The following is an 18,943-nucleotide window of genomic DNA, read 5'->3' on the forward strand; positions in this document are numbered from 1 at the left end:
ATACTATATGTCTTGCGAAGGTTGAACCTCGCCACCGAGCTGAGGAGCCGACATGACCCTGCCGCCGATCTTGAGGATGCCGCTTGCGATACCCGTGGTTGCCTCGCCGTTGTTCATTGCGTCCGGGCCAGAACTCGTCGCCGCCCAGTGCAAGGCCGGCGTCATCGGCTCGTTTCCGGCTCTGAACGCCAGGCCGGCCAACGAGCTCAAGCGTTGGCTGACACAAATCGACACGGACCTCGCCGCGTTCTCTGATGCGCACCCTGAGCTCCCCATTGCGCCGTACGCGGTCAATCAGATCGTCCACCGCTCGAACACTCGGCTTCAGGAGGACCTGGAGGTATGTGTTGAGCACCGGGTCCCGATCGTCATCAGCTCCCTGGGTGCGCGGCAGGACGTCAACGACGCGATCCACTCGTATGGCGGAATCGTCTTGCATGACGTGATCAACGACAAGTTCGCCCGCAAGGCAATAGATAAAGGCGCCGACGGACTGATTGCCGTTGCTACGGGCGCCGGTGGTCACGCCGGAGTGCAGTCACCATTCGCTCTCCTGCAGGAGATTCGAACCTGGTTCGATGGCCCGCTGCTCCTGTCGGGTGCGATTGCGCACGGCCGGTCGGTACTCGCTGCTCAAGCGGCCGGTGCCGACTTCGCCTACGTCGGCTCGGCGTTCCTCGCAACACACGAAGCGCGTGCCGACATGGCCTACAAGCAGATGATCACCGACAGTGCAGCGTCGGACATCGTTTACAGCAATTCGTTCACTGGTGTCCACGGCAACTACCTACGCGGGAGCATCGTGGCGGCAGGTATGGACCCCGACAACCTTCCAGTGTCGGATCCATCGGCGATGGACTTCGGTTCGTCCCGACCTACCTCCGCGCCGAAGCCGTGGAGAGACATCTGGGGTGCCGGTCAAGGAGTGGGCGCTGTCCGCGACATCGGCTCGGTGCAGGACGTCGTGACCCGGCTCTCGGCCGAGTATGAGCAAGCGCGCTCGGCGCTGCGTTACGTGCTCGACGCATCGGCTTCGTGATTTGGCTGTTGTTGTGACCGTAGCTCCGTGAGAACGGCGTCGCACCACTGAATCCGGGTCCGCTCCAGATCGATGCCCGCTTGCAGCACCAGGCGTTGCATACGCCCCTGAGCGTCCAGGTCGCGATCCTGAAAATCGCGGCGGTCGATCTCCTCGTATCGGCTGAGGATCTGCGCATGGATCTGTCGGTCGTGTGTGACGGCTGCCTCAACGCCGGGGTTCCCGAGCGCCGCTGCGGCGCGCACCTTGACGAACAGCGCTTCTCGCATGGGCGCAGGATCGTCTTGGTTGATGGTCCAAGCCATCAGGGCGGAGGTGCCGGCGGGGAGGATTTCGAATTCTTTGGGTTGACCTCTCTCCGGTGGCCCAGGTCGTGACACCGTGCTGACCAGCCCGGCTTCGCGTAGACGCTCGAGCTCGCGGTAGATCTGCTGGTGGGATGCCGACCAGAAGTATCCGATCGAGCGGTCGAATCGACGCGCCAGTTCGAGGCCTGTCGACGACCGTTCGGTCAGCGCAGCCAGTATCGCGAACTTGAGCGACATGCTTCCTCCTCGTCGTCCGGTTCGAGGCCCTCCGGCGGCTGTCACAGCAGCATGGCAGAAGGGATCGCACGTCGCGTTGGCCGCTCCGAACGGTGCTAGTCAGTCTGCCAGCAGTGAATCGCGCAGCTTCACGACCGATCGGGCACAAGTGGCCACCGCGCTTGCCCGCCAGACGCCACCAGGCCCGCATCCCACCCTGTACGCCAGTGGCAGCACCCGAGCACCCCCGACGCACCCCGCGGGCAAAGTCAGCTGCTTCGGAGCCACGAATGTAACTGAAATGACAGGCTAAACACCGCCCCTGAGTCACTAGCGGTGAGGCGGTCAGGTGTCGACGTGGTGGGTCGAGTACCCGAGCGATCTGAGCGATCTGTGCGAGACCGACTGCCCTCCACGTCCTATGGACCTCGAGTCAGCATCGTCATATGCTCGGCGCACTGCGGCCCCGCATCCTCTTCCCCCGAAGACGCGCGGGGCCGCGCCAACGTCTGCTCACGCGACTCGGCTCGCGTCGTGGCGAGACATCGCAGATACTCGCATCAGTTCTGCGGAATCATCCGTCACGCTCGCCGCCCTCGATCGCGAGCCTACGAAGCCGCTTGGCCTCCGCGACTGTTAGATCGCCGGCCCACTCACACGCATCGGCGATCGTCAGCCCTTCAGAGTTCATGAGGGCGCCCAGGGCAACGCCAGCGGCCCTTTCGTACCGCTCAACGGCGGCATCACGCTCTGTAAGGGCGACCACTACGTCGACACCCAGCGCGGAACACCGCCGCTCGACCTCGGCCCTTTCTCGCCGCCGCTTGGCCTGCGCCTCGAGCGCCTGTCGTCGCGCGACCTGCCTGACTGACTGACCCACTGGAATCGCCTCCTGAAACGTTAAGACCTTTCAAGCCCTAAGGCCGATGGCGGTCGCCCCAGTGGCCACTCCAATCCAAATGTTTCACCACGGTGCCGCAGGGTTTCAGACCAATGAGGTTCACGGTCTATGTGTGCGTCGGGCTGCCTCCATAGACGCCATGGCCAGTGACGGCGTGAGATGGCAAGAACGCCAAGCTTGTACGCGTCCGCTCGTTGTCGTTGGGGGGTGTCCTGGCGCGCCGAATCCTCGTGGCTAGAGTCTCGGGCTCGCTGCCTTGCTCGGTGTGCTCATCACAGGAGGGGGTTGCTTGGGAGGCGACTGCTTGCCAGTCGATTCCTCTGACTCCTGCACGGGCAGTGGACTGCGCAAGAGAGTGTCCAGACCTGCAGCTCGGTTGACGGCTTCGTCTGCGGCGAGGAACACACGTCGTGCCGGTGCGGCAAGGATCGGGCGGGTCTCGGGCGTGAGTGGCACGGTCTGCCGGCGCTGTATCGCAACCGGATCGACGGATGTCGCGAGACGACTGAGGTCCTGCTCGCGCACGATCCTTGCGATCGCGCGTGCCGGGGCGCGCAGATCGCCGGTCTGGATTAGGTCGCGGGCAGCTGCCGAGATCGTCACGGCTGATGCAAGGTGACCCGACAGGGCATGCAGGACCTCGGGGTGGTCTTCTGGTTGAGAATGCCGACCTGCATCGGCGAACCGCTCCTGAAGATCCCTGCCGGCATTGATGAGCGTCATGGGAACAGGGACGCTGCCGAACGAAAGTTCAGCCGACGCGTCACGCAGCTGCCCCCAAGACGTCGACGAGTCACGCAGAATCGGACTTAGCCGGCCCGCCGTCACCTTGTCGATGATTCCGGTCTCTGTCGCTTGGGCGACGAAGCCTTCGAAAGCCTTCATTGATTCGGTCTCTAGGTGCGACAGGACATGAAGGACAGTGGTCGACCGATCGCCGATCAAGGCTCGGTGCGCCTCGACGTCCCATACCGCTATGGCTCGGCGTAGCTGTGTCCCGGCGTCGGTAGGAACGGGTCGACGTCGACCAGGCTCCGCCAGCGCGGCGGCGGCCAATTGCTCAACAGCGTTGAACCGGCGATGAGTATCGCGGGCCACCGATGCCAGCTCGAGCTGAGCCGGCTGAGAGCGCCTGTGGTCCATGCGCAGGTCGACGCTGTGGTCTCGTGCCGCGCGGCCAACCAGTTGCGATGTTGTCCAAAGACTGCTGGCCGTGAGTCGGTTGGCTTCGGGCAACTCATCAGGGCCAATCGGTGCCGTCTGGATCATCTTCGCGCTGTGCTCAAGCGCGGCTGTTACCTGCGAGAGTGCCGTGTCCGGCCTCCCCGGGCCAGGCCAGGGTTGATGTTCTACCGCAGCACCGAGGGATTGGGCGTCCAGCGCGATCCGCTCCACCAACAGGTCGCTGTGCGACCTTGAGTTGGCCAGGCTTTGTTGGACAGTCCATGCTGCGCCTGCGAGCCGTGGCCACGCGCGAACGAGGGCTGCGGCATCGAACTCGCTGGTGTGCTGGGCTCGAAGTGCCAGGTGGAACGCGACGCGTAGCTGCTCAATGGTCGTGGACATAGCGCCGCACCCCCCGGCACAAGGCGCCGACCTCGCTGACGAACTCGAGCACCACGAACGGCTCCAGTCCGGAGGTCCGGGCGATCAACTGGTCGTGGGACGAACTCAGCAGCTCGGTCAGGTCTCGATCGGGGGCAATGTAGACCTCGTCGGGGTAATCGTCCACGAGGTGGCGGCCGCGCTGGTCTGCGAGCAGCGCGAGTGAGTACAGGTACATCAGCTCCTGCTCGTCTTCGAATTCGTGAACGTCAGCTCGCATCCGCTGCAGCTGAACCTTCGCGGCGCCGAGTACGCCGATCGCTTTGACGGCTGCCTGCTCGAACTCAGGTGACGTGGTGGATGTCGCGGTGGTCATGGTCATCTCCTTGGTGACGGGCTAGGTCCCCACCAGTTGGTCAAACTCGCCTGTCACGTTCGACGAGCGGCTTGGTGACTTGTGGACAACCCGTGGTGCAAAGCCAACTTGTGGACGCCAGCCTGTGGACGCCCGTTCTGTTGGCGGGTCGAGGCAAACTCCTGATCAAGAAGGCGCAGAGGATGAGATCGAGAGGACAGCTGGCGAAGGAAACGATCCGAAACCACAACTCGGAGGTAGCGATGAACGACACGAATACCAATCGACAGATATCCGCGGATCCCACGTCGCGATTTGGGCGGCGGCGCTGGCGCAGACGCGGGCTCCGAAAGGCTGCGAACGTGGCACCGAGGCTGGTGGTAAGCACCCTGCTCGTGCTGATGGTCGGTCCGGCCCTTCCTGACTGGGCTGGGATCGGCCTGTTCTACGGCGGCCTAGTGGTCGCGGCGCTCCTGGTTCTCGGGCTGGGGGAGTCCCTCGCCGTCCGTGTGCTGTTCAATGCCCGCCGGCTGACCCCAGTCGAGCGCACAGGTCTGGCAGCAGTGGCTGCTGATCTGTGCCACCTCGAGTTGGGACCTCCGATCGTCGACCTCTACGTGGCCCGGCGCCGAGGCGCTCCGGCGGCGATCGCACATGGTCGTCGTTCGATCGTCATGGCGCCTGAGTTCGTCAACGGGATCCTCAGGGGCGATCTCCCGCGCCGCGAAGCGGTCGCGGTCCTCGCGCATGCAAGCCTGGTGACGCGGTCAGGTCTGGTCCGGCATGATGCGGCCATCGTCTTCTGGTCGACACCGTGGCGAGTGCTGGCTGTTGTCGGCCGACCCGCCCGTGGCCTCCTCGGCTTCGCGTGGAGGATCCGTGTCGTGGTTTTCGGAGCGGCGATCTGGCAGAGCGCCACCGACGGTTCGTCGGCTCCCGGGCCCTTGAACGGTCCGATGATCGCGGTGGCCCTGAGCGTCATTTTGGCGCTGACCTACCTTGTCCCACGATGGGCCATCGGCTGGGAGAACCTTCTCGCCAGCACGGGGGATCGTGAGTTGATTGCTCGAGATCTCGGCCAGCCGATGGCTGCGTTCCTGCGCCGATACCCGCAGACATCGGCGTTGGTCGTCCGAGTCCGATTGCTCGATCCGCCGGTGCATGAGAAACCGCAGCTTCGACTCGTCGGTACCTGAGCGCCCGCTGTCTCGTGATCCCGCCGCTGCACCGACCGAGACCTCGACGGTCGGCGCCGAGCTAGCCATGTGCTCGCTTCCTAAGCTCTGCTGCCGATGTGGGCGCAGAGAATTTTCTGTCGACCGGTGGCCGCTCGGCGCTTAAACGTCGGCCTTAGGGGTGCAAGTCGCACCCCAGGAGGCGCCATCATGGTGGACACTGACATCGCCGTGGCCAGGTTGCAATTGGCCATTGAGCAATCCGAATCGTTGCAGCGTGGACTACGCCATCGGCAGGAGGACCTGCTCTCCCTTGAGAGAGATGTCCGCGACGTTGCCGCCGGAAGAACCACTGGCCGGGCTGTCATTGATCAAGCCGAAGTCATACGACGAGCCGTCAGGTACCACACGACCGACCAGCTCGAGGAGATTCATGTCGCGCTGACTCGCGCCGACATGGCCGTTGCCGAGGCCGTGTCTGACCGCACCGTCGAGCCCGCCGAAGTCAGAGCGCTGAGTCAGCTGGTCAACGCTGCTGGCGAAGAGGCGCGCCGAGCGACGATGGACCTTCAAGATGTCAACCAAGCGTTGAAACGCACATCCCAGGCAGTACCTGGCGAACCAGGTCTTGCCGCCTCAGCCCAACGGAGCATCGACGAAGCTGCTGGTCGGCTCGAGAACGCCCGTCGAGCGACGTTCCAGGTTGTGGAAGATCTCCCGGCCATCACTCGAGCCATCCAGGAGATGTCCGCCGCCGATCCGGCGGGCAACCAACCCGACATTCCAACTGAACCCACCATCACTGAACAGCGGAGGTTAGGAATCGCAGCCGAGCTCCGACGAACTGCGCCAGCAAACAGCCAGCGCATCTCCGGATTTGCACCGGAACGATGAAACAGGGCGAACCTGCCGGGAACCGACGAAATCGTGGCTGCTGGCAAGCTGTTCTCGGGGCAGGGCGAGGGCGATGACCTGCTCTGTTGTGCCGGGACTACCCCTGCTTGCGGCTCAGTCGTTGCGCTCTGCCGTCAGGATGCGGAGGGACGTCTGCCCATTGGTCCGCCACTCCGCGGGGAGCGAGCGCCACTCGCGTGCGTCATCGTGCAGAGACTCGACAAGGGTGCGGAGTCGGGCCTTGTCCGAGCCAGCGAACTGCTCGCGCTCGGCGTACGGGTCCTCGATGACTGCCAGGAGGAGTGCAGCGTCTTGGAGGTGGCGCTCCTTGTCGCGCGAGTCGGTTTGGTAGGCCGCGGCCTTGAGGATGACGGCACCGAACGGGGACGGGACGCTGACCACGGTTGTCCGGTCCGGCACGATGTCGAGTCTCGCGTTGATGGTGCGACGCAAGGCTTGGGTGCCTCCCTCGATGGCGACCATGGTCTTGCCGCGGAGCCTATTGGCCACTCGGGGTGCCGCGTGGTCTGCCACGAGCACGTCGACGACATCAGGTGCGTCAATGACGAGGTCGACGGCCGAACGTCCTCGCTTGAAGCGGTGCGCCGTGCCGTCGCGCTCGTTCATAGATGGCGAGAACTCGTAGCCCAGGGCCTCCAAGACCGAAGCGGTTTCCGCTGCGACGCCGCGGGTGGTCTCGATGTGCAGAACGATGTCTACGTCGTTGGTCGGGCGAAGGGTGTCGATGCCACGGTGAATGCCGTGGAGCTGGGTCATCAGACCGCCAACGAGCGTCCATTTGTCGTGTGGGAGTGCTGCCTCAATCTCGGCCACGTTCGGCCACGGCGCACCCCATCCGCCAGCAGGGCTTGGGACGTCGATGGTCAGGCGCTCAACCACCGAACGCCTCCAGCGCATGGTCGAGAGCATCGAGGCCGGCGCGCCGCTCACGAATGTCTAGAGACTCGGCGAGGTCGAGGGCCGCTAGGACCATTCCGCCATCGGCAAGCTCACGAATCACTGTGATGTCCATCGTGGTTGCACGCAGAGTCACGCGCCCCTCATCATCGCGGATCAGGCCATGTCGCACCACCACCCCGTCGAGCGCCGAGGTGGGCAGGTATCCATCGATGGAGTTGGTGCTTGCCAACCCGAACCTGGCTGCCGAGTCAGTCGCGTAGACCAATTCGCCTAGCAGCCGCTCGCCCGAGCTGGAGTGCGCGGCGTAGCGCGTCGCCGCGGCGCGATTACGAGCCCGCTCGACCAGTTCCACGGCACTGACCTGGCGAAGGCGAGCCTTGAGGCGAGCCCTTTGGCTCTCGCCCATCCATGACACATTCATGCCCGACAGGAGCGCAATGGCGCCCCACGCCGTAGCCTCGGACCACGCGCGCTTGTGGGAACCTCCTCGCACCGCAATGAGTCGCTCCACCGAAGTCTCGTCGAGCACGCCCCTCGCGAGCTGGCGCAGGTCGCCACGCGCGACCAGGTTCTGCACCTGGCGCACGGAGACACCGAGGCGCTCAGCAGCGGCAGAGACGGCAAGCAAACTCATGACAAATAGTTTCGCATACACGAAGTTATCTATCAATCGCTGCCGAAACTCTGTCCTACATCGATGGGACGGGCGCCGACTCAGCCGACAGGATTGTGGAACTCGAGGTTTCGGGCGGCAGTCACGGCCTCGATTTCGCGTAGTCGATAGATCCTCTTGCCGGATTTGGTGTGGTGAACCGGGATCTTCCCGTCGGCTGCAAGCTGTGAGATCCGGTTGTGACTGACTCCGAGAACCAGAGCCGCTTGGCGGCCGTTGAGCCAAGGGTTGTCGATGAACTCCCGGACGTCGGACCGCGAGTAGCTGGGATAGCCGGGAAGGCGACTCAGAAGACCCTCGCGGCGAAGCCTGGTCACGGTGACCTCGGGAAGCCCGAGCATGCTTGCGGCATCGGTCAAGGTGATCGCGTCGGGGTCGCGAGGCTTGCGTGGAGTCACGGTCTTGAGGATTCCAGTCGTCTACTCGTGTGACTAGTCGGTCATCCACAGAGTACACGTTCGATCGAACATATGTTCTATCGTGTTGGGGTGGTCAAGCGGCCAGCCAATCACACGAAACCGAAGCCTCAGCGGCTTGTCCGGCATGTCTGGGTCCATGAGCCGCCACTCACCACTTACCAGGGTCTGCTTATTGGCACTCAGACGCGAGCGGGCGTGACGTGGGCGTATGTGGCGGTGATCGAGCAGGAGGATTCGGAGGCCCGGCTCGTGTGTCGCTGGGTCAAGGAACGGTTCGTCGCGTATGTGCCGTCGGAACCATCCGAGCTGCCGTACTGACGGGCTATACGTCGACGATCTCCGCGCCGTCCGCCGCCCGTTGGACCGCGCCGGCGCCCTTGTGGGCACCTGACTTCGATTCGTACGCCTCGCTGCTGGCCACGACCTCGCCGTTGCCAGCCTTCAGCCGGAAGCGGAACTTGCCGGACTTGTCCTCGTAGACCTCGAACTTGCCAGCCATGGTGATCTCCCTGCCTAGTGGTGACGACGTGACACGAACGTAGTTGAGCTGGCGCGCGACCGCTAGGGGTAAGGCGCGCGGGCTCTGGATGCGCTTCGCTCTCTTTTGTCCCGAACGGGGCTAGTTGGCAAATGCTCACGTGCCGCGAAGGGCGATCCATTTCGTCCACTAAGACGCAGAGTCTGGCTCGCAGTTTGTACAGTCCGGCCTCGGGATTGCCCTGAGAGCGGGCTCGACGCCTTGGCGTCCGTCGAGCCGAGACGTGAGCGTTGCGAACTGCCGGATCTACACGGATCGGGAATCGGGGCGCCAGAATGAAATTGAATCGTACTTGTAGCCCAGAAGCTCGGCGACTGTATGTGCTCCGACGGACCAACCGTGGCTTGTTGCCAGGTCGGGCGTCTCGCCGAAGTAGTTGAGTATGCCTGCGGAGTCGAGCCGCATCGAGTCCGGCTGCTCGTCAAGAAACCTCACGTAGACACCGAGATCGCTCGGCTCGGATTGCGCGGTGAGCACCATCCAGTGGTCACCCCAGGCGTCCGGGCTTGGTGGATAGAACACTAGAAAATGGGTTCGCGTTTGCGGAGGGTGCCATGATTCTTCACGCACACCGGCGGCCCACATCGCTAATGCATCCTCGTGTCGCATCTTTAGCGCCCCCTCGAGCATCTCCTGAAGATCTGGCGCGTTCGACGGAATCGACACATTCGGCATTGGTCGGTTGAACGCAGAGATTGCCTTCGCCATCGAATGAAGGGGGGCTGCGATCGGGTGCTCAGTCCATTCGCCGAGCGAGCGGATCGAGCGTGACACATCGTGCACTGAGGTGCGGCTGGCCTTCTCCAGGTCCCGTTTGGTGGACCAATTGAGGAAAATATCCAGGTCGGATGGAGCTATGAATTCGCGTATGACGGGGTCATCGGATTCGAACTCGACAATCCAAGTTCGGTCGTCGACTGTTCCATGCGCGAGGGTTCTGCCACCCTCCACGTCGGCCGCAAGAAGCTCGATTTGGGTTACGTGTGACCGCGCGAACTCCCTGGTGCGAAGTTCCAGATCCAGTGCCGTTTTCAACTCCCAGCGACCCCTCGGAATCGAGCCGTGGAAGATTCCCAAGTCCGTGTCTGACAGTTCCTGAGCAGCGCGCAATAGCCGCTGGGCTGGAAGTGTGGGGATCGGCAAGTCCACAGTCCCGGAAACGGTCACCTCGTCTCCAAAAATTGTCGTGGTCGAATTGGTGATCCGGGATTTAGCGCTGTCGCGCAACTCCCAACTTGCGTATGTGGCGGCAACGTAAATAGGGCGAACTCCTACTGAGCCGGTAGTTACGAGGGACGGTGGCACGGCTGGCTGTTGTCCGAGACGACTCAGTGACTTGACCAGCTCAGATAGTCCCGGGCGACCGATACCAAAATGCGCCTCGACAAAGGGAGAGATTTGCTCCCTGATTGCTAGCTCGAACGCTGCGCTGGCAGCCCGGATAATCGGACGGCGCCCGAACTCGACTACGCAGCGACCTAGGAGACCAGCCACGCCTTCATACGAATCGAACGCTGGGGCTAGGACCCACTCGCCATCGGAATCAGCAGCAATAAGAAGTTGCAGTGCGCGCAACGACTCAAACTCCGCTGCTGCATCTAGATCGGTGCCCAAGAGCGCTTCCGCGCCTGCTTGTACGAAGCGCCCTGCTACGAAACCGTATTCGTTGTCGACTGGCGACTGTTCCGACAACTCGACGAGCGAGAACATGACAGCGACTTGCTCGCGGCTGAGCCCGAGTATGGAGTCGAGTATTGTCGGGGTCACGCGTTCGTTTGCTGAAATCGAAGCCAGGCTGGCGAAGAGGGCGAGGTGCGGGCTGCGCAGTCCATGGGTCTCGTCCGCGTGGATCCAGGACAAGAGCGAAGGAGTCAGCGAAGCAGCGATGCGGGAGCGGTCTTCGCCATTCAATATGTCTCCCCATATGACGCGCCTCCGGCGCTCGTGAAACCACGGGGTCGAGCCGCTTTCGGAGAAGATCCGCGCCTCGAGAAGAACGCCTCTGATGCTGACCCACACGCTTGGGTCAACGCCTAGAAGTTCCGCCACGTGGTCCGGGTGCAAAGGCTCTGAAAACGCACATAGTTTCGTAGCGAATTCGCGTGCTTGACCTTCCAGCGCCAGCCAGGACTGGCGGGTCGAGTCGGTTAGAAAGTCGTGCAAGGGTGGGTCGGGCGGCAGATCTCCTTGCTTCAGGTACGGGATGCAAGCGTCCACAAGTAGTGGATAGCCATCGCTGACCGCCATGACGGGGGCGACCAGCGCGGGTTCAAGCCCCTCAGCCGTTAGCCAACATTTCACATCTTCGGCGTCAAGCGGTTGAAGCTCTGTGAGTTGACAACCTCGCATCTTCAGTTGCCTTACGTGTGACGCCTGCTTAGCGTCGTCTCGCGTGTGCGCCGCAAGCACACTAAGACCCTCAGGCAACAGCTCCGGGAGATCGCTGAGGAGGGCTCTGTCGCCTTCACTCAAACGGTCAGCCCGATCCAAATACAGCGTTACCCTGCCAACGAACTCAGTCAGATCGGCACAGATCGCGACAAGGGTTTTGATCGTGTCGGCATCGGCGGCTTGAGTTAGTCGTGCTTCAAGCAGGACGTCGCGGTCAGTTGTGACTTCGCGGTAGACATTCTCGATAGATTCGAGTGCCTCGGCCCCAACCTTCGACTTGACGTAGCCGAGCGCCGCTTTAGCCACGATTCGCCCGAGTTCACCAGTTACTGCCCGTCCAACCCGGTGGGCGATCTCTGAGGCGTCAGCCGCGGGATGCGATTCCACAAAGGCAAGCATGGCGCGGCCTAGCTGTTCGATCAGGGCCGATTGGAGCGCCCCGTCATACGACTGCAGAAGCGTCGGAGCCGTGTCGCGAAGATTCGCCAATTCGCCCAAGACAGATGACTTACCCACGCCTGATTCGCCGACCAGAACGGCGACGCCTGTGGTTACCTCTTTAAGTGCCGTGATCGTCCCGTCGCGACCAAAGAGATCCATGCCACATTCAACCATTAGGTTCTGCTCGAGCCCTGCACCCGACGTATGGCGACCGAATCCCCATACCCTCCCAATGTCCACGTCCCTGACAGGGTGACTTACAGCGCTCGACTAGCCGCAGAGTCAAAAGCCGGCTGCTAAGGCAGATCATTTCGCCGCGAATACCTAGACACCGATCCGGCGGGCAGACGTGTAGTCAGGTTGGGCTGATTTCCGTTGCTAGGCAACAGCTTCGGCTTCTGTCATCCTCAGGCAATGACAGGTTCCGATCCCATCGACCGCCAACAGGCGACCCCATGGGTGGTCGCGGCCGTCGCTGCGGCCGTGACTGTGGTGATCAAGGGGACGTACGTTCTCGCGTCGATCCTGAGTTGGCCGTCGAAGGGTCCCGCACCCGCCGACTCCAGGTGGGTGGACATGGGAATTGCTCTTGGATGGGCTGCTATCGGCGTAGTGGCGGCCTATGAGAGTCGTCGCGCGTTCAATGCCGGTCATCCAAAACGGGAGTGGGCGTTCGCGACGATCGCGCTCCTTAGCGTGGCGTGGATCTTCTGGCGTTAAGGTGCCACCGTCAGTTGCGCGCGTCGTACCGCCGCGACTGGGTACCCGCGGATCTAGGCAGGACGAGCCGACGTTCCGGAAACGCCGCGTTGCTGTCGCTAGATTGTCTAGATGAGACTTCCCAAGTCGCGCGGAGGTCGATTTCTTTCCGCGATTGGACTGCTGCTCGCCGTCGTCCACATCTTCCGGATGATCGACGCCTTGGCCGATGACCGTTCGCCCGTGAACGCGGCGTTGGGCCTGGTGGTCGGGATCTGCATCGTCGCCCAAGGCTATCTAGTCAGGCACGAGCCAATCGCGTCGAATCCTCCGAACAACGGAAACGATTTGGGATGACATCGCCTGCGAGCTGCTAAACACGCATGCCCCGAGTGGTCGCCTGCACGCTGAACTGCTCCACCTGACTCGCATCATTTCGCCCGCGTCAGCCTGCCACAAGCGGGTCTCTGATGCGAGGCCGGGACCGACGTTTAGGGGCTGGGCTCGTCGCGCCTAGCGTTCGGTGCTCCAAAAGGCGGGCTCTCACATGTCACGAACCGTCGAGTGGGCCGTTGCGCGGGGCGGGGGCGTAATTATTGCGCTCGACGATGCGACCGTCCTTGTCCTTGATGATGTGCTCGACTGCGAGCCGCTTGGCTTCATAGTGGCCAGCGATGACCTCCCGTTCCTTTGTCGGGGACGTGTGAAACGGGTCAGTCTTGCCTTCGAAACGGCTGTGCCAGGAAGAGCCGTCAAAGTAGGTCTCAACGTCACCTTGGGTCATCGGCCGTCCTTCGTCGCTAGCCAGGATGTACCCCGATCTTCGAGATCGCCACAGATGACCGCGCAAGCTGAAACTCACGCACGCATGAAGGGGGCGGAGTTGGACTCGGTGCGCTACAGCACCAGCAACTCAGGATGGGAGTATCACGAGCTCGACGAGCGCTGAGGGAGATCAGCCTCCGTGCAGAGTCCAACTCCGCCACGACATTCTGTCATCACCACGGGCCCCCACAGAACTTCAGCAAATCCCGCCAAATCCCGATGAACCGGGTCTAAACGCTTGGCAACACAACTAAAATCAGTGCATGAGGGAGAAGGTCACTGGAGCCTGCGCGGTCTGCGGGCAACGCGTGAGCCGCTACTGGGGCATTGGCGCCACGTACGTTCCCCACGGCGAAACCGGCGAGGACGTACTCAGCGACATCACCGTCGCCGGGTTCTGCCGAACCCACAAGGACCAGGTCATTGAAGTCGCACGCGCCGACACCGCAGCCAAGGGAACGATCCAGACGTTCATGGACCCATTCGAGTTGCGCGAACACCAAGTCAGAGACTTCTTCGCCATGGCCGCATCCATCGGACCTGGCTCACCGCCGGACTCTCCGATATTTAGCCAACGCCTCCCGCTGAAGGAGCGCGAGAATAATTAACAGCCCTGCACGCTCCCCGTCTAGACCACCGACCCGGGCGTTCGTTCATGCCCGGCAGTATGGCCGTCATCGCAGACACTTGGCGTCGACGACGCACTCGGCCCGTGCCATATCGCCGCGAGCGTGCTGGTCACGGGACGGTGTAGAGGTCGAAGGTGTAGGTGCCGGTCTTGCCGGAGTCCGCGGTGACCTCGAGCCGATAGTCGCCGGCGGGGAGGTTGTCGAACTGTGGGTCGGTGTTGCAGCTGCCCGAGCGGACGGTCTGGCTCTGCTGGTTGAGCAATCTCCATTGCTGATAGGTGAAACCTGGCTGCGACACACACGTCTTGTTGTTCAACACCACCGACTGGCCCCCAGACGCCACCGTAAACCGGTACACGTCCTTGGAGAACTTGGTTTCGAGGTTGCCTGCGCCGCTGCCGGGGACTCCGTTGGAGACGGCGAAGGGCGTGCTGGTCACCGTTGCGTCAAAGTATTGAGGGGGATCGACCACGAACAGGTCGAAAGAGTACGTTCCGCCGATCTGGGTGGTCGTGAACTCCAGCTGGTACTCGCCGGCCGGCAGATTGTCGAATTGCTTGTCTGAGCTGCAGTTGCCCGTGATCGAAAGGGCTCCGGGGCCGGTCAGCTTCCAGTTCGAATACGCCATCCCGGGCTGTGACACGCAGGTCTTGTTGTCCAAGAAGATCGTTTGCCCGCCGCTAGGAACGGTGAACTTGTACCGATCCTTTGACGCGATGGTCTCAAGGTTTCCCGCGCCAGCCGACGGGACGCCGTTGGAGACCGCTGCCGGTGACCCGACCGCGGTCGACACCGTGAACGTCTGAGGGTCTGGGACGGTGAACAAGTCGAAGGTGTAGGTGCCGGTCTTGCCTGAGTCCGCGGTGACCTCGAGCCGATAATCGCCTGCGGGCAGGTCGTCAAACACTGGGTCGGTGTTGCAGCTACCCGAGCGGACCGTCTGATCCTGACTATTGAGCAGCTTCCACTGCTGATAGGTGAAACCTGGCTGCGACACGCACGTCTTGTTGTTCAGCACCACCGACTGACCCCCGGCGGGAACGGTGAACCGATACACGTCCTTGGAGAACTTGGTTTCGAGGTTGCCTGCGCCGCTGCCGGGGACTCCGTTAGAGACTGCGAAGGGGGTGCTGGTCACTGTGGTGTCAAAGCTTTGTGGATCATCGATCACGAAGAGGTCGAAAGAGTACGTCCCGCCGATCTGGGTGGTCGTGAACTCCAGCTGGTACTCGCCGGCCGGGAGATTGTCGAATTGCTTGTCTGAGCTGCAGCTACCCGTCGAAAGAGATGCGCCTGTGGAACTGATTAGCGCCCAACTGGAGTACGCCATCCCCGGTTGTGACACGCATGTCTTGTTGTCCAAAAGGAGGTTGCGCCCGCCGGTCGGCACAGTGAATCGGTAGATGTCTTTCGAGGCGACCGTCTCAAGGTTGCCAGCACCAGTGGCCGGGACGCCGTTCGATACGGATGCAGGCGTGGTGTCCGAAAGCGTGAGATTGAAGGCCTGCGGATCCGGGACGGTGTAGAGGTCGAAGGTGTAGGTGCCGGTCTTGCCGGAGTCCGCGGTGACCTCGAGCCGATAGTCGCCGGCGGGGAGGTTGTCGAACTGTGGGTCGGTGTTGCAGCTGCCCGAGCGGACGGTCTGGCTCTGCTGGTTGAGCAATCTCCATTGCTGATAGGTGAAACCTGGCTGCGACACACACGTCTTGTTGTTCAACACCACCGACTGGCCCCCAGACGCCACCGTAAACCGGTACACGTCCTTGGAGAACTTGGTTTCGAGGTTGCCTGCGCCGCTGCCGGGGACTCCGTTGGAGACGGCGAAGGGCGTGCTGGTCACCGTTGCGTCAAAGTATTGAGGGGGATCGACCACGAACAGGTCGAAAGAGTACGTTCCGCCGATCTGGGTGGTCGTGAACTCCAGCTGGTACTCGCCGGCCGGCAGATTGTCGAATTGCTTGTCTGAGCTGCAGTTGCCCGTGATCGAAAGGGCTCCGGGGCCGGTCAGCTTCCAGTTCGAATACGCCATCCCGGGCTGTGACACGCAGGTCTTGTTGTCCAAGAAGATCGTTTGCCCGCCGCTAGGAACGGTGAACTTGTACCGATCCTTTGACGCGATGGTCTCAAGGTTTCCCGCGCCAGCCGACGGGACGCCGTTGGAGACCGCTGCCGGTGACCCGACCGCGGTCGACACCGTGAACGTCTGAGGGTCTGGGACGGTGAACAAGTCGAAGGTGTAGGTGCCGGTCTTGCCTGAGTCCGCGGTGACCTCGAGCCGATAATCGCCTGCGGGCAGGTCGTCAAACACTGGGTCGGTGTTGCAGCTACCCGAGCGGACCGTCTGATCCTGACTATTGAGCAGCTTCCACTGCTGATAGGTGAAACCTGGCTGCGACACGCACGTCTTGTTGTTCAGCACCACCGACTGACCCCCGGCGGGAACGGTGAACCGATACACGTCCTTGGAAACTGCGCCCTCAATGTTGCCCATGCCGGACTCTGGATCCCCGTTAGAGACCGAAGCGGACCCATCCGACATGTCGAGGGTCGCGACGTCGGGTGCGACTGTATCGGCATCGATCGACAGGTTGTCGATTCCAAACGTGTGGTGTGTTGACCCATTCCCGTCTGAGAAGCCGATAGTGGCTCTGAGTTCAGCGGATCTGTCTGTGGTCGAGGCGGTGATCGGATAGATCCAGTAGGGCTTTCCGCTGTCAAGCGTGCCGCTAGCGCTGGGGGAGGGGAGGTCTTGGCCTTGTGGTGCTTCGGTAGTTGAGTCGCCGTGGATGGTTGTCTGCCATCGTTTGTCGTCATTGATAGTGAGCGTGACCTTTTGCTGATCTGTGTCGCGCGACCAATCGCCGATCACTATCAGGTCGAAGTCGACGCTGGTCGCGGTGTGCGGGTCCATGTCGATGACTGAGAAACCGTAGGCGTCGCTGTCGGCCACGGGACCCGCGAAGTGAGACGTATGCGAGTCATCGCCCACTTGCCGGAAGCGAAAGGTGGATGGGATGTCACCTTCGAAGTCAACGTTGAGGGCGCCATTGGTTAGATAGGCGTCGTCTGGTGAGGCAGCCGGAGCTGTCGCTGCGACGGCGTCATGGAGGTACGTTTCTTCGCCCAGAGCCAGAAGGTCGAAGACACAGCTCGACATTGCGACGCCCTCCACGACGCCTGCTTCTCGGCAGCTCTGTTCTGCCGCCTTCTGATCGGACAGGGAGTAATCGTCAAGCGTCAGAGCGCTGGCTGGGAACGTTGGGTCGGCGAAGGTCTCCGGGCCCTGACCGGCGGCATATGTGAAGAGACTCGAATCAGCGTCGACGCGCCAAGAATTCGCGAACAAGGTGTGGATCGTGGTCGGGGTCGGATTGCTGGACAATTGTGTCCCGTTCCGGAGTTTGAAGTCGTTCGCTCGGAGCCCGTCGTTGTTCCCAAGGAGGCCGGCAGTCGGTGTCCCGGCGGGTACATATGTGCCGATTGCTCCCGTGGCAGTTTGGAAGCGCACGACTGGACGCTTCGTGTACCCCGGAGCGAAGACATAGAAGGTCGACCCGTTGCGGATCACTGCAGAACTATTCCCAAGGTAGGCGTATCCGCCGTCCTCGATAGCAACCGATTCGCCATTGATGAGGACGCTGGTCGATCCCATCTTGAGTTCAACCTTGTGGCCGTTGGCTTCCACCGCGACTGCCTTGGTGAGACTGACCTTTGACGTCTCACTCGGTGGGAGAAACCTGGCTTGAACCGTGAAGTCAGAGTCAGGGACATCGAGGAGATCGAATTCGCCTTGCGCCTGGAAGTCGTAGCCCAACCCGTCGAGCGTCCGCAGGTGTGGATCTCCGATAGCGCCCGCCGCCCCCATCATGTCATTGATCGATCCAGCAAGACCCGCGACGAAAATCTTGCCAGCCCCGCTGATGATGTGTATTCCGTTGCCGATCATCCACAGTTGGTAACCCGCGTACGCGGACATCATCGCGGTAATGGTGTCTTGGTCGATACATACCCATTCACACAGAGCCGAGGTCGCGCCGGCGAGCTCGTCCGCCCACTTGTGGAAGTCAACTAGCTCGCTGGTCGGATCCGGGAACGGGGGCCCGTCGTCTGTGTCGTCCGGGCTACCCGGAACTACGATCGGGTACCCCTTGCCATTTGGCTTGTCTTCTGGTTCCTCCTCGGGAACTTGGCGAGGTTCTGTGTCGTCGGACTCGCAGTTGGTCTGCTGCGTCTTATGGACGACTAGTACCCCCTTCAGGGAAGGGTGAGGCGTCGTGGCGTAGGTCTCGATGATCCGCTTGCCGCCGTCTTTGCAGTACGTGTTTGTTCGGATTCGAAAGGTGTCGCCCGAGAGGCTGGCCGCGTCGCCTGGCACGGCGCGATCACCGAGAGCATTGATATAGCCGTCCAATTGGCGGCCAACTCCTGGATATGAGGGTTCCCACGTCCCTTTGACCTCGATGACATGAACGACTGGATTGCTCGACGTGTGGTTGTACTCGACAATGTCTGCATAGCCTGCGGCTTGAACCTCCCATTGCACGTCAGGAGATATCCCGGTCCGCGAGCGCGCCGGGGATGTCTCATTCAATCTTGCGATCGCGCGCATTTGAGCAATGAGTTCTCGAGCGCGCCCGCTGCCGCCGCACTGCTGCTGATCGTAGATTGTGCCTGGGATACGCGCGGCCGGGTCAATCAAGCATGCTGCCCTGATCCGGGCGCGGGTTGTCCTTTCTGTTCCCGCAATACACCGCTTTTCTCCGGCGGGTGGGATAGACGACTTGGTGTCGTTCGCACAGGATCCGCCGCTGACGGTCACAGCGGCAGCGGGTGCGGACAGCGACAGATTGCCTGGCAGGAAGGTTGTCCCGACCGCGATTGCGAGCGCGAGGACGCAGATTCTTACAAGCTGATGTGTTGGTCCCTTGAAGCTCATCTCGTCCCTCTCGAGGTGTCGCTCAGGTTGGAAACGCG

At 62.0% G+C, this 18,943-nt stretch carries 15 protein-coding genes; 5 read left to right on the forward strand and 10 right to left on the reverse strand.

Annotation, left to right across the window (positions count from 1 at the left end; translation table 11 throughout):
• The first annotated feature begins 52 nt into the window (after nucleotides 1–52).
• Nucleotides 53–1,039 carry an NAD(P)H-dependent flavin oxidoreductase gene (locus ESP70_RS10865; protein ID WP_149689280.1) on the forward strand — a complete coding sequence of 329 codons (987 nt, stop codon included), beginning with the start codon at nucleotides 53–55 and terminating at the stop codon, nucleotides 1,037–1,039.
• Here ESP70_RS10865 and ESP70_RS10870 read toward each other — a convergent pair.
• From ESP70_RS10870 to ESP70_RS10880, 3 genes are all read right to left on the reverse strand, one after another.
• Nucleotides 1,012–1,584 carry a PadR family transcriptional regulator gene (locus tag ESP70_RS10870; protein ID WP_149689281.1) on the reverse strand — a complete coding sequence of 191 codons (573 nt, stop codon included), beginning with the start codon at nucleotides 1,582–1,584 and terminating at the stop codon, nucleotides 1,012–1,014. The genes ESP70_RS10865 and ESP70_RS10870 overlap by 28 nt on opposite strands.
• 1,114 nt (nucleotides 1,585–2,698) lie before the next feature.
• Complete coding sequence (locus ESP70_RS10875; protein WP_149689282.1) at nucleotides 2,699–4,030, reverse strand: hypothetical protein; 1,332 nt, start codon at nucleotides 4,028–4,030, stop codon at nucleotides 2,699–2,701.
• The gene (locus ESP70_RS10880; protein WP_149689283.1) at nucleotides 4,014–4,385 is read right to left on the reverse strand and encodes a hypothetical protein; all 372 of its coding nucleotides are present in this window, start codon (nucleotides 4,383–4,385) and stop codon (nucleotides 4,014–4,016) included. The genes ESP70_RS10875 and ESP70_RS10880 overlap by 17 nt, the downstream gene beginning before the upstream one ends.
• 341 nt (nucleotides 4,386–4,726) lie before the next feature.
• Between ESP70_RS10880 and ESP70_RS10885 the strand changes: the two genes are divergently transcribed.
• Nucleotides 4,727–5,560, forward strand: a complete 834-nt coding sequence (locus ESP70_RS10885; RefSeq protein ID WP_149689284.1) for a hypothetical protein — start codon at nucleotides 4,727–4,729, stop codon at nucleotides 5,558–5,560.
• Nucleotides 5,561–5,749: 189 nt separating this feature from the next.
• Complete coding sequence (locus ESP70_RS10890; RefSeq protein ID WP_149689285.1) at nucleotides 5,750–6,433, forward strand: YjbH domain-containing protein; 684 nt, start codon at nucleotides 5,750–5,752, stop codon at nucleotides 6,431–6,433.
• A 114-nt stretch (nucleotides 6,434–6,547) separates the two neighbouring features.
• Here ESP70_RS10890 and ESP70_RS10895 read toward each other — a convergent pair whose 3' ends face one another.
• The 5 genes from ESP70_RS10895 to ESP70_RS10915 all read right to left on the reverse strand — a co-directional run bounded on the left by ESP70_RS10895 (nucleotide 6,548) and on the right by ESP70_RS10915 (nucleotide 11,975).
• On the reverse strand, nucleotides 6,548–7,210 hold the full coding sequence (locus tag ESP70_RS10895; RefSeq protein WP_246161999.1) for a hypothetical protein: 663 nt from the start codon (nucleotides 7,208–7,210) through the stop codon (nucleotides 6,548–6,550).
• A 115-nt stretch (nucleotides 7,211–7,325) separates the two neighbouring features.
• Entirely contained in the window at nucleotides 7,326–7,988 is a 663-nt protein-coding gene (locus tag ESP70_RS10900) for a hypothetical protein (RefSeq protein WP_149689287.1), read from the reverse strand.
• Nucleotides 7,989–8,068: 80 nt separating this feature from the next.
• Nucleotides 8,069–8,425 carry a helix-turn-helix domain-containing protein gene (locus ESP70_RS10905; protein ID WP_149689288.1) on the reverse strand — a complete coding sequence of 119 codons (357 nt, stop codon included), beginning with the start codon at nucleotides 8,423–8,425 and terminating at the stop codon, nucleotides 8,069–8,071.
• A 343-nt stretch (nucleotides 8,426–8,768) separates the two neighbouring features.
• A complete protein-coding gene (locus ESP70_RS10910) occupies nucleotides 8,769–8,945 on the reverse strand; it encodes a YegP family protein (RefSeq protein WP_149689289.1) in 177 nt (58 codons plus the stop codon).
• A 285-nt stretch (nucleotides 8,946–9,230) separates the two neighbouring features.
• A complete protein-coding gene (locus ESP70_RS10915) occupies nucleotides 9,231–11,975 on the reverse strand; it encodes an ATP-binding protein (protein ID WP_149689290.1) in 2,745 nt (914 codons plus the stop codon).
• Nucleotides 11,976–12,647: 672 nt separating this feature from the next.
• Between ESP70_RS10915 and ESP70_RS10920 the strand changes: the two genes are divergently transcribed.
• Nucleotides 12,648–12,872: a hypothetical protein gene (locus tag ESP70_RS10920; protein WP_149689291.1), complete on the forward strand. Its 225-nt coding sequence runs from the start codon at nucleotides 12,648–12,650 to the stop codon at nucleotides 12,870–12,872.
• A 193-nt stretch (nucleotides 12,873–13,065) separates the two neighbouring features.
• Here the strand turns inward: ESP70_RS10920 and ESP70_RS10925 are convergent, their stop codons facing one another.
• Nucleotides 13,066–13,299 (reverse strand): DUF2188 domain-containing protein, encoded by a 234-nt coding sequence (locus ESP70_RS10925; RefSeq protein WP_149689292.1) that lies wholly within the window; start codon nucleotides 13,297–13,299, stop codon nucleotides 13,066–13,068.
• A gap of 304 nt (nucleotides 13,300–13,603) precedes the next feature.
• Between ESP70_RS10925 and ESP70_RS10930 the strand changes: the two genes are divergently transcribed.
• Complete coding sequence (locus ESP70_RS10930; protein ID WP_149689293.1) at nucleotides 13,604–13,948, forward strand: hypothetical protein; 345 nt, start codon at nucleotides 13,604–13,606, stop codon at nucleotides 13,946–13,948.
• Between the two features lie 130 nt (nucleotides 13,949–14,078).
• On the opposite strand, the gene ESP70_RS10935 is transcribed toward ESP70_RS10930, so the two are convergent.
• Nucleotides 14,079–18,905, reverse strand: a complete 4,827-nt coding sequence (locus ESP70_RS10935) for a VWD domain-containing protein (RefSeq protein WP_149689294.1) — start codon at nucleotides 18,903–18,905, stop codon at nucleotides 14,079–14,081.
• Nucleotides 18,906–18,943 lie beyond the last annotated feature (38 nt).

Source organism: Aeromicrobium ginsengisoli, assembly GCF_004134905.2.
GTDB lineage: Bacteria > Actinomycetota > Actinomycetes > Propionibacteriales > Nocardioidaceae > Aeromicrobium > Aeromicrobium ginsengisoli.

Coding starts and splice junctions, on each gene's coding strand:
- ESP70_RS10865 (WP_149689280.1), top strand. CDS start 53: ATGACCCTGCCGCCGATCTTGAGGATGCCGCTTGCGATACCCGTGGTT.
- ESP70_RS10870 (WP_149689281.1), bottom strand. CDS start 1,584: ATGTCGCTCAAGTTCGCGATACTGGCTGCGCTGACCGAACGGTCGTCG.
- ESP70_RS10875 (WP_149689282.1), bottom strand. CDS start 4,030: ATGTCCACGACCATTGAGCAGCTACGCGTCGCGTTCCACCTGGCACTT.
- ESP70_RS10880 (WP_149689283.1), bottom strand. CDS start 4,385: ATGACCACCGCGACATCCACCACGTCACCTGAGTTCGAGCAGGCAGCC.
- ESP70_RS10890 (WP_149689285.1), top strand. CDS start 5,750: ATGGTGGACACTGACATCGCCGTGGCCAGGTTGCAATTGGCCATTGAG.
- ESP70_RS10895 (WP_246161999.1), bottom strand. CDS start 7,210: ATGACCCAGCTCCACGGCATTCACCGTGGCATCGACACCCTTCGCCCG.
- ESP70_RS10900 (WP_149689287.1), bottom strand. CDS start 7,988: ATGAGTTTGCTTGCCGTCTCTGCCGCTGCTGAGCGCCTCGGTGTCTCC.
- ESP70_RS10910 (WP_149689289.1), bottom strand. CDS start 8,945: ATGGCTGGCAAGTTCGAGGTCTACGAGGACAAGTCCGGCAAGTTCCGC.
- ESP70_RS10915 (WP_149689290.1), bottom strand. CDS start 11,975: ATGGATCTCTTTGGTCGCGACGGGACGATCACGGCACTTAAAGAGGTA.
- ESP70_RS10920 (WP_149689291.1), top strand. CDS start 12,648: ATGAGACTTCCCAAGTCGCGCGGAGGTCGATTTCTTTCCGCGATTGGA.
- ESP70_RS10925 (WP_149689292.1), bottom strand. CDS start 13,299: ATGACCCAAGGTGACGTTGAGACCTACTTTGACGGCTCTTCCTGGCAC.
- ESP70_RS10930 (WP_149689293.1), top strand. CDS start 13,604: ATGAGGGAGAAGGTCACTGGAGCCTGCGCGGTCTGCGGGCAACGCGTG.
- ESP70_RS10935 (WP_149689294.1), bottom strand. CDS start 18,905: ATGAGCTTCAAGGGACCAACACATCAGCTTGTAAGAATCTGCGTCCTC.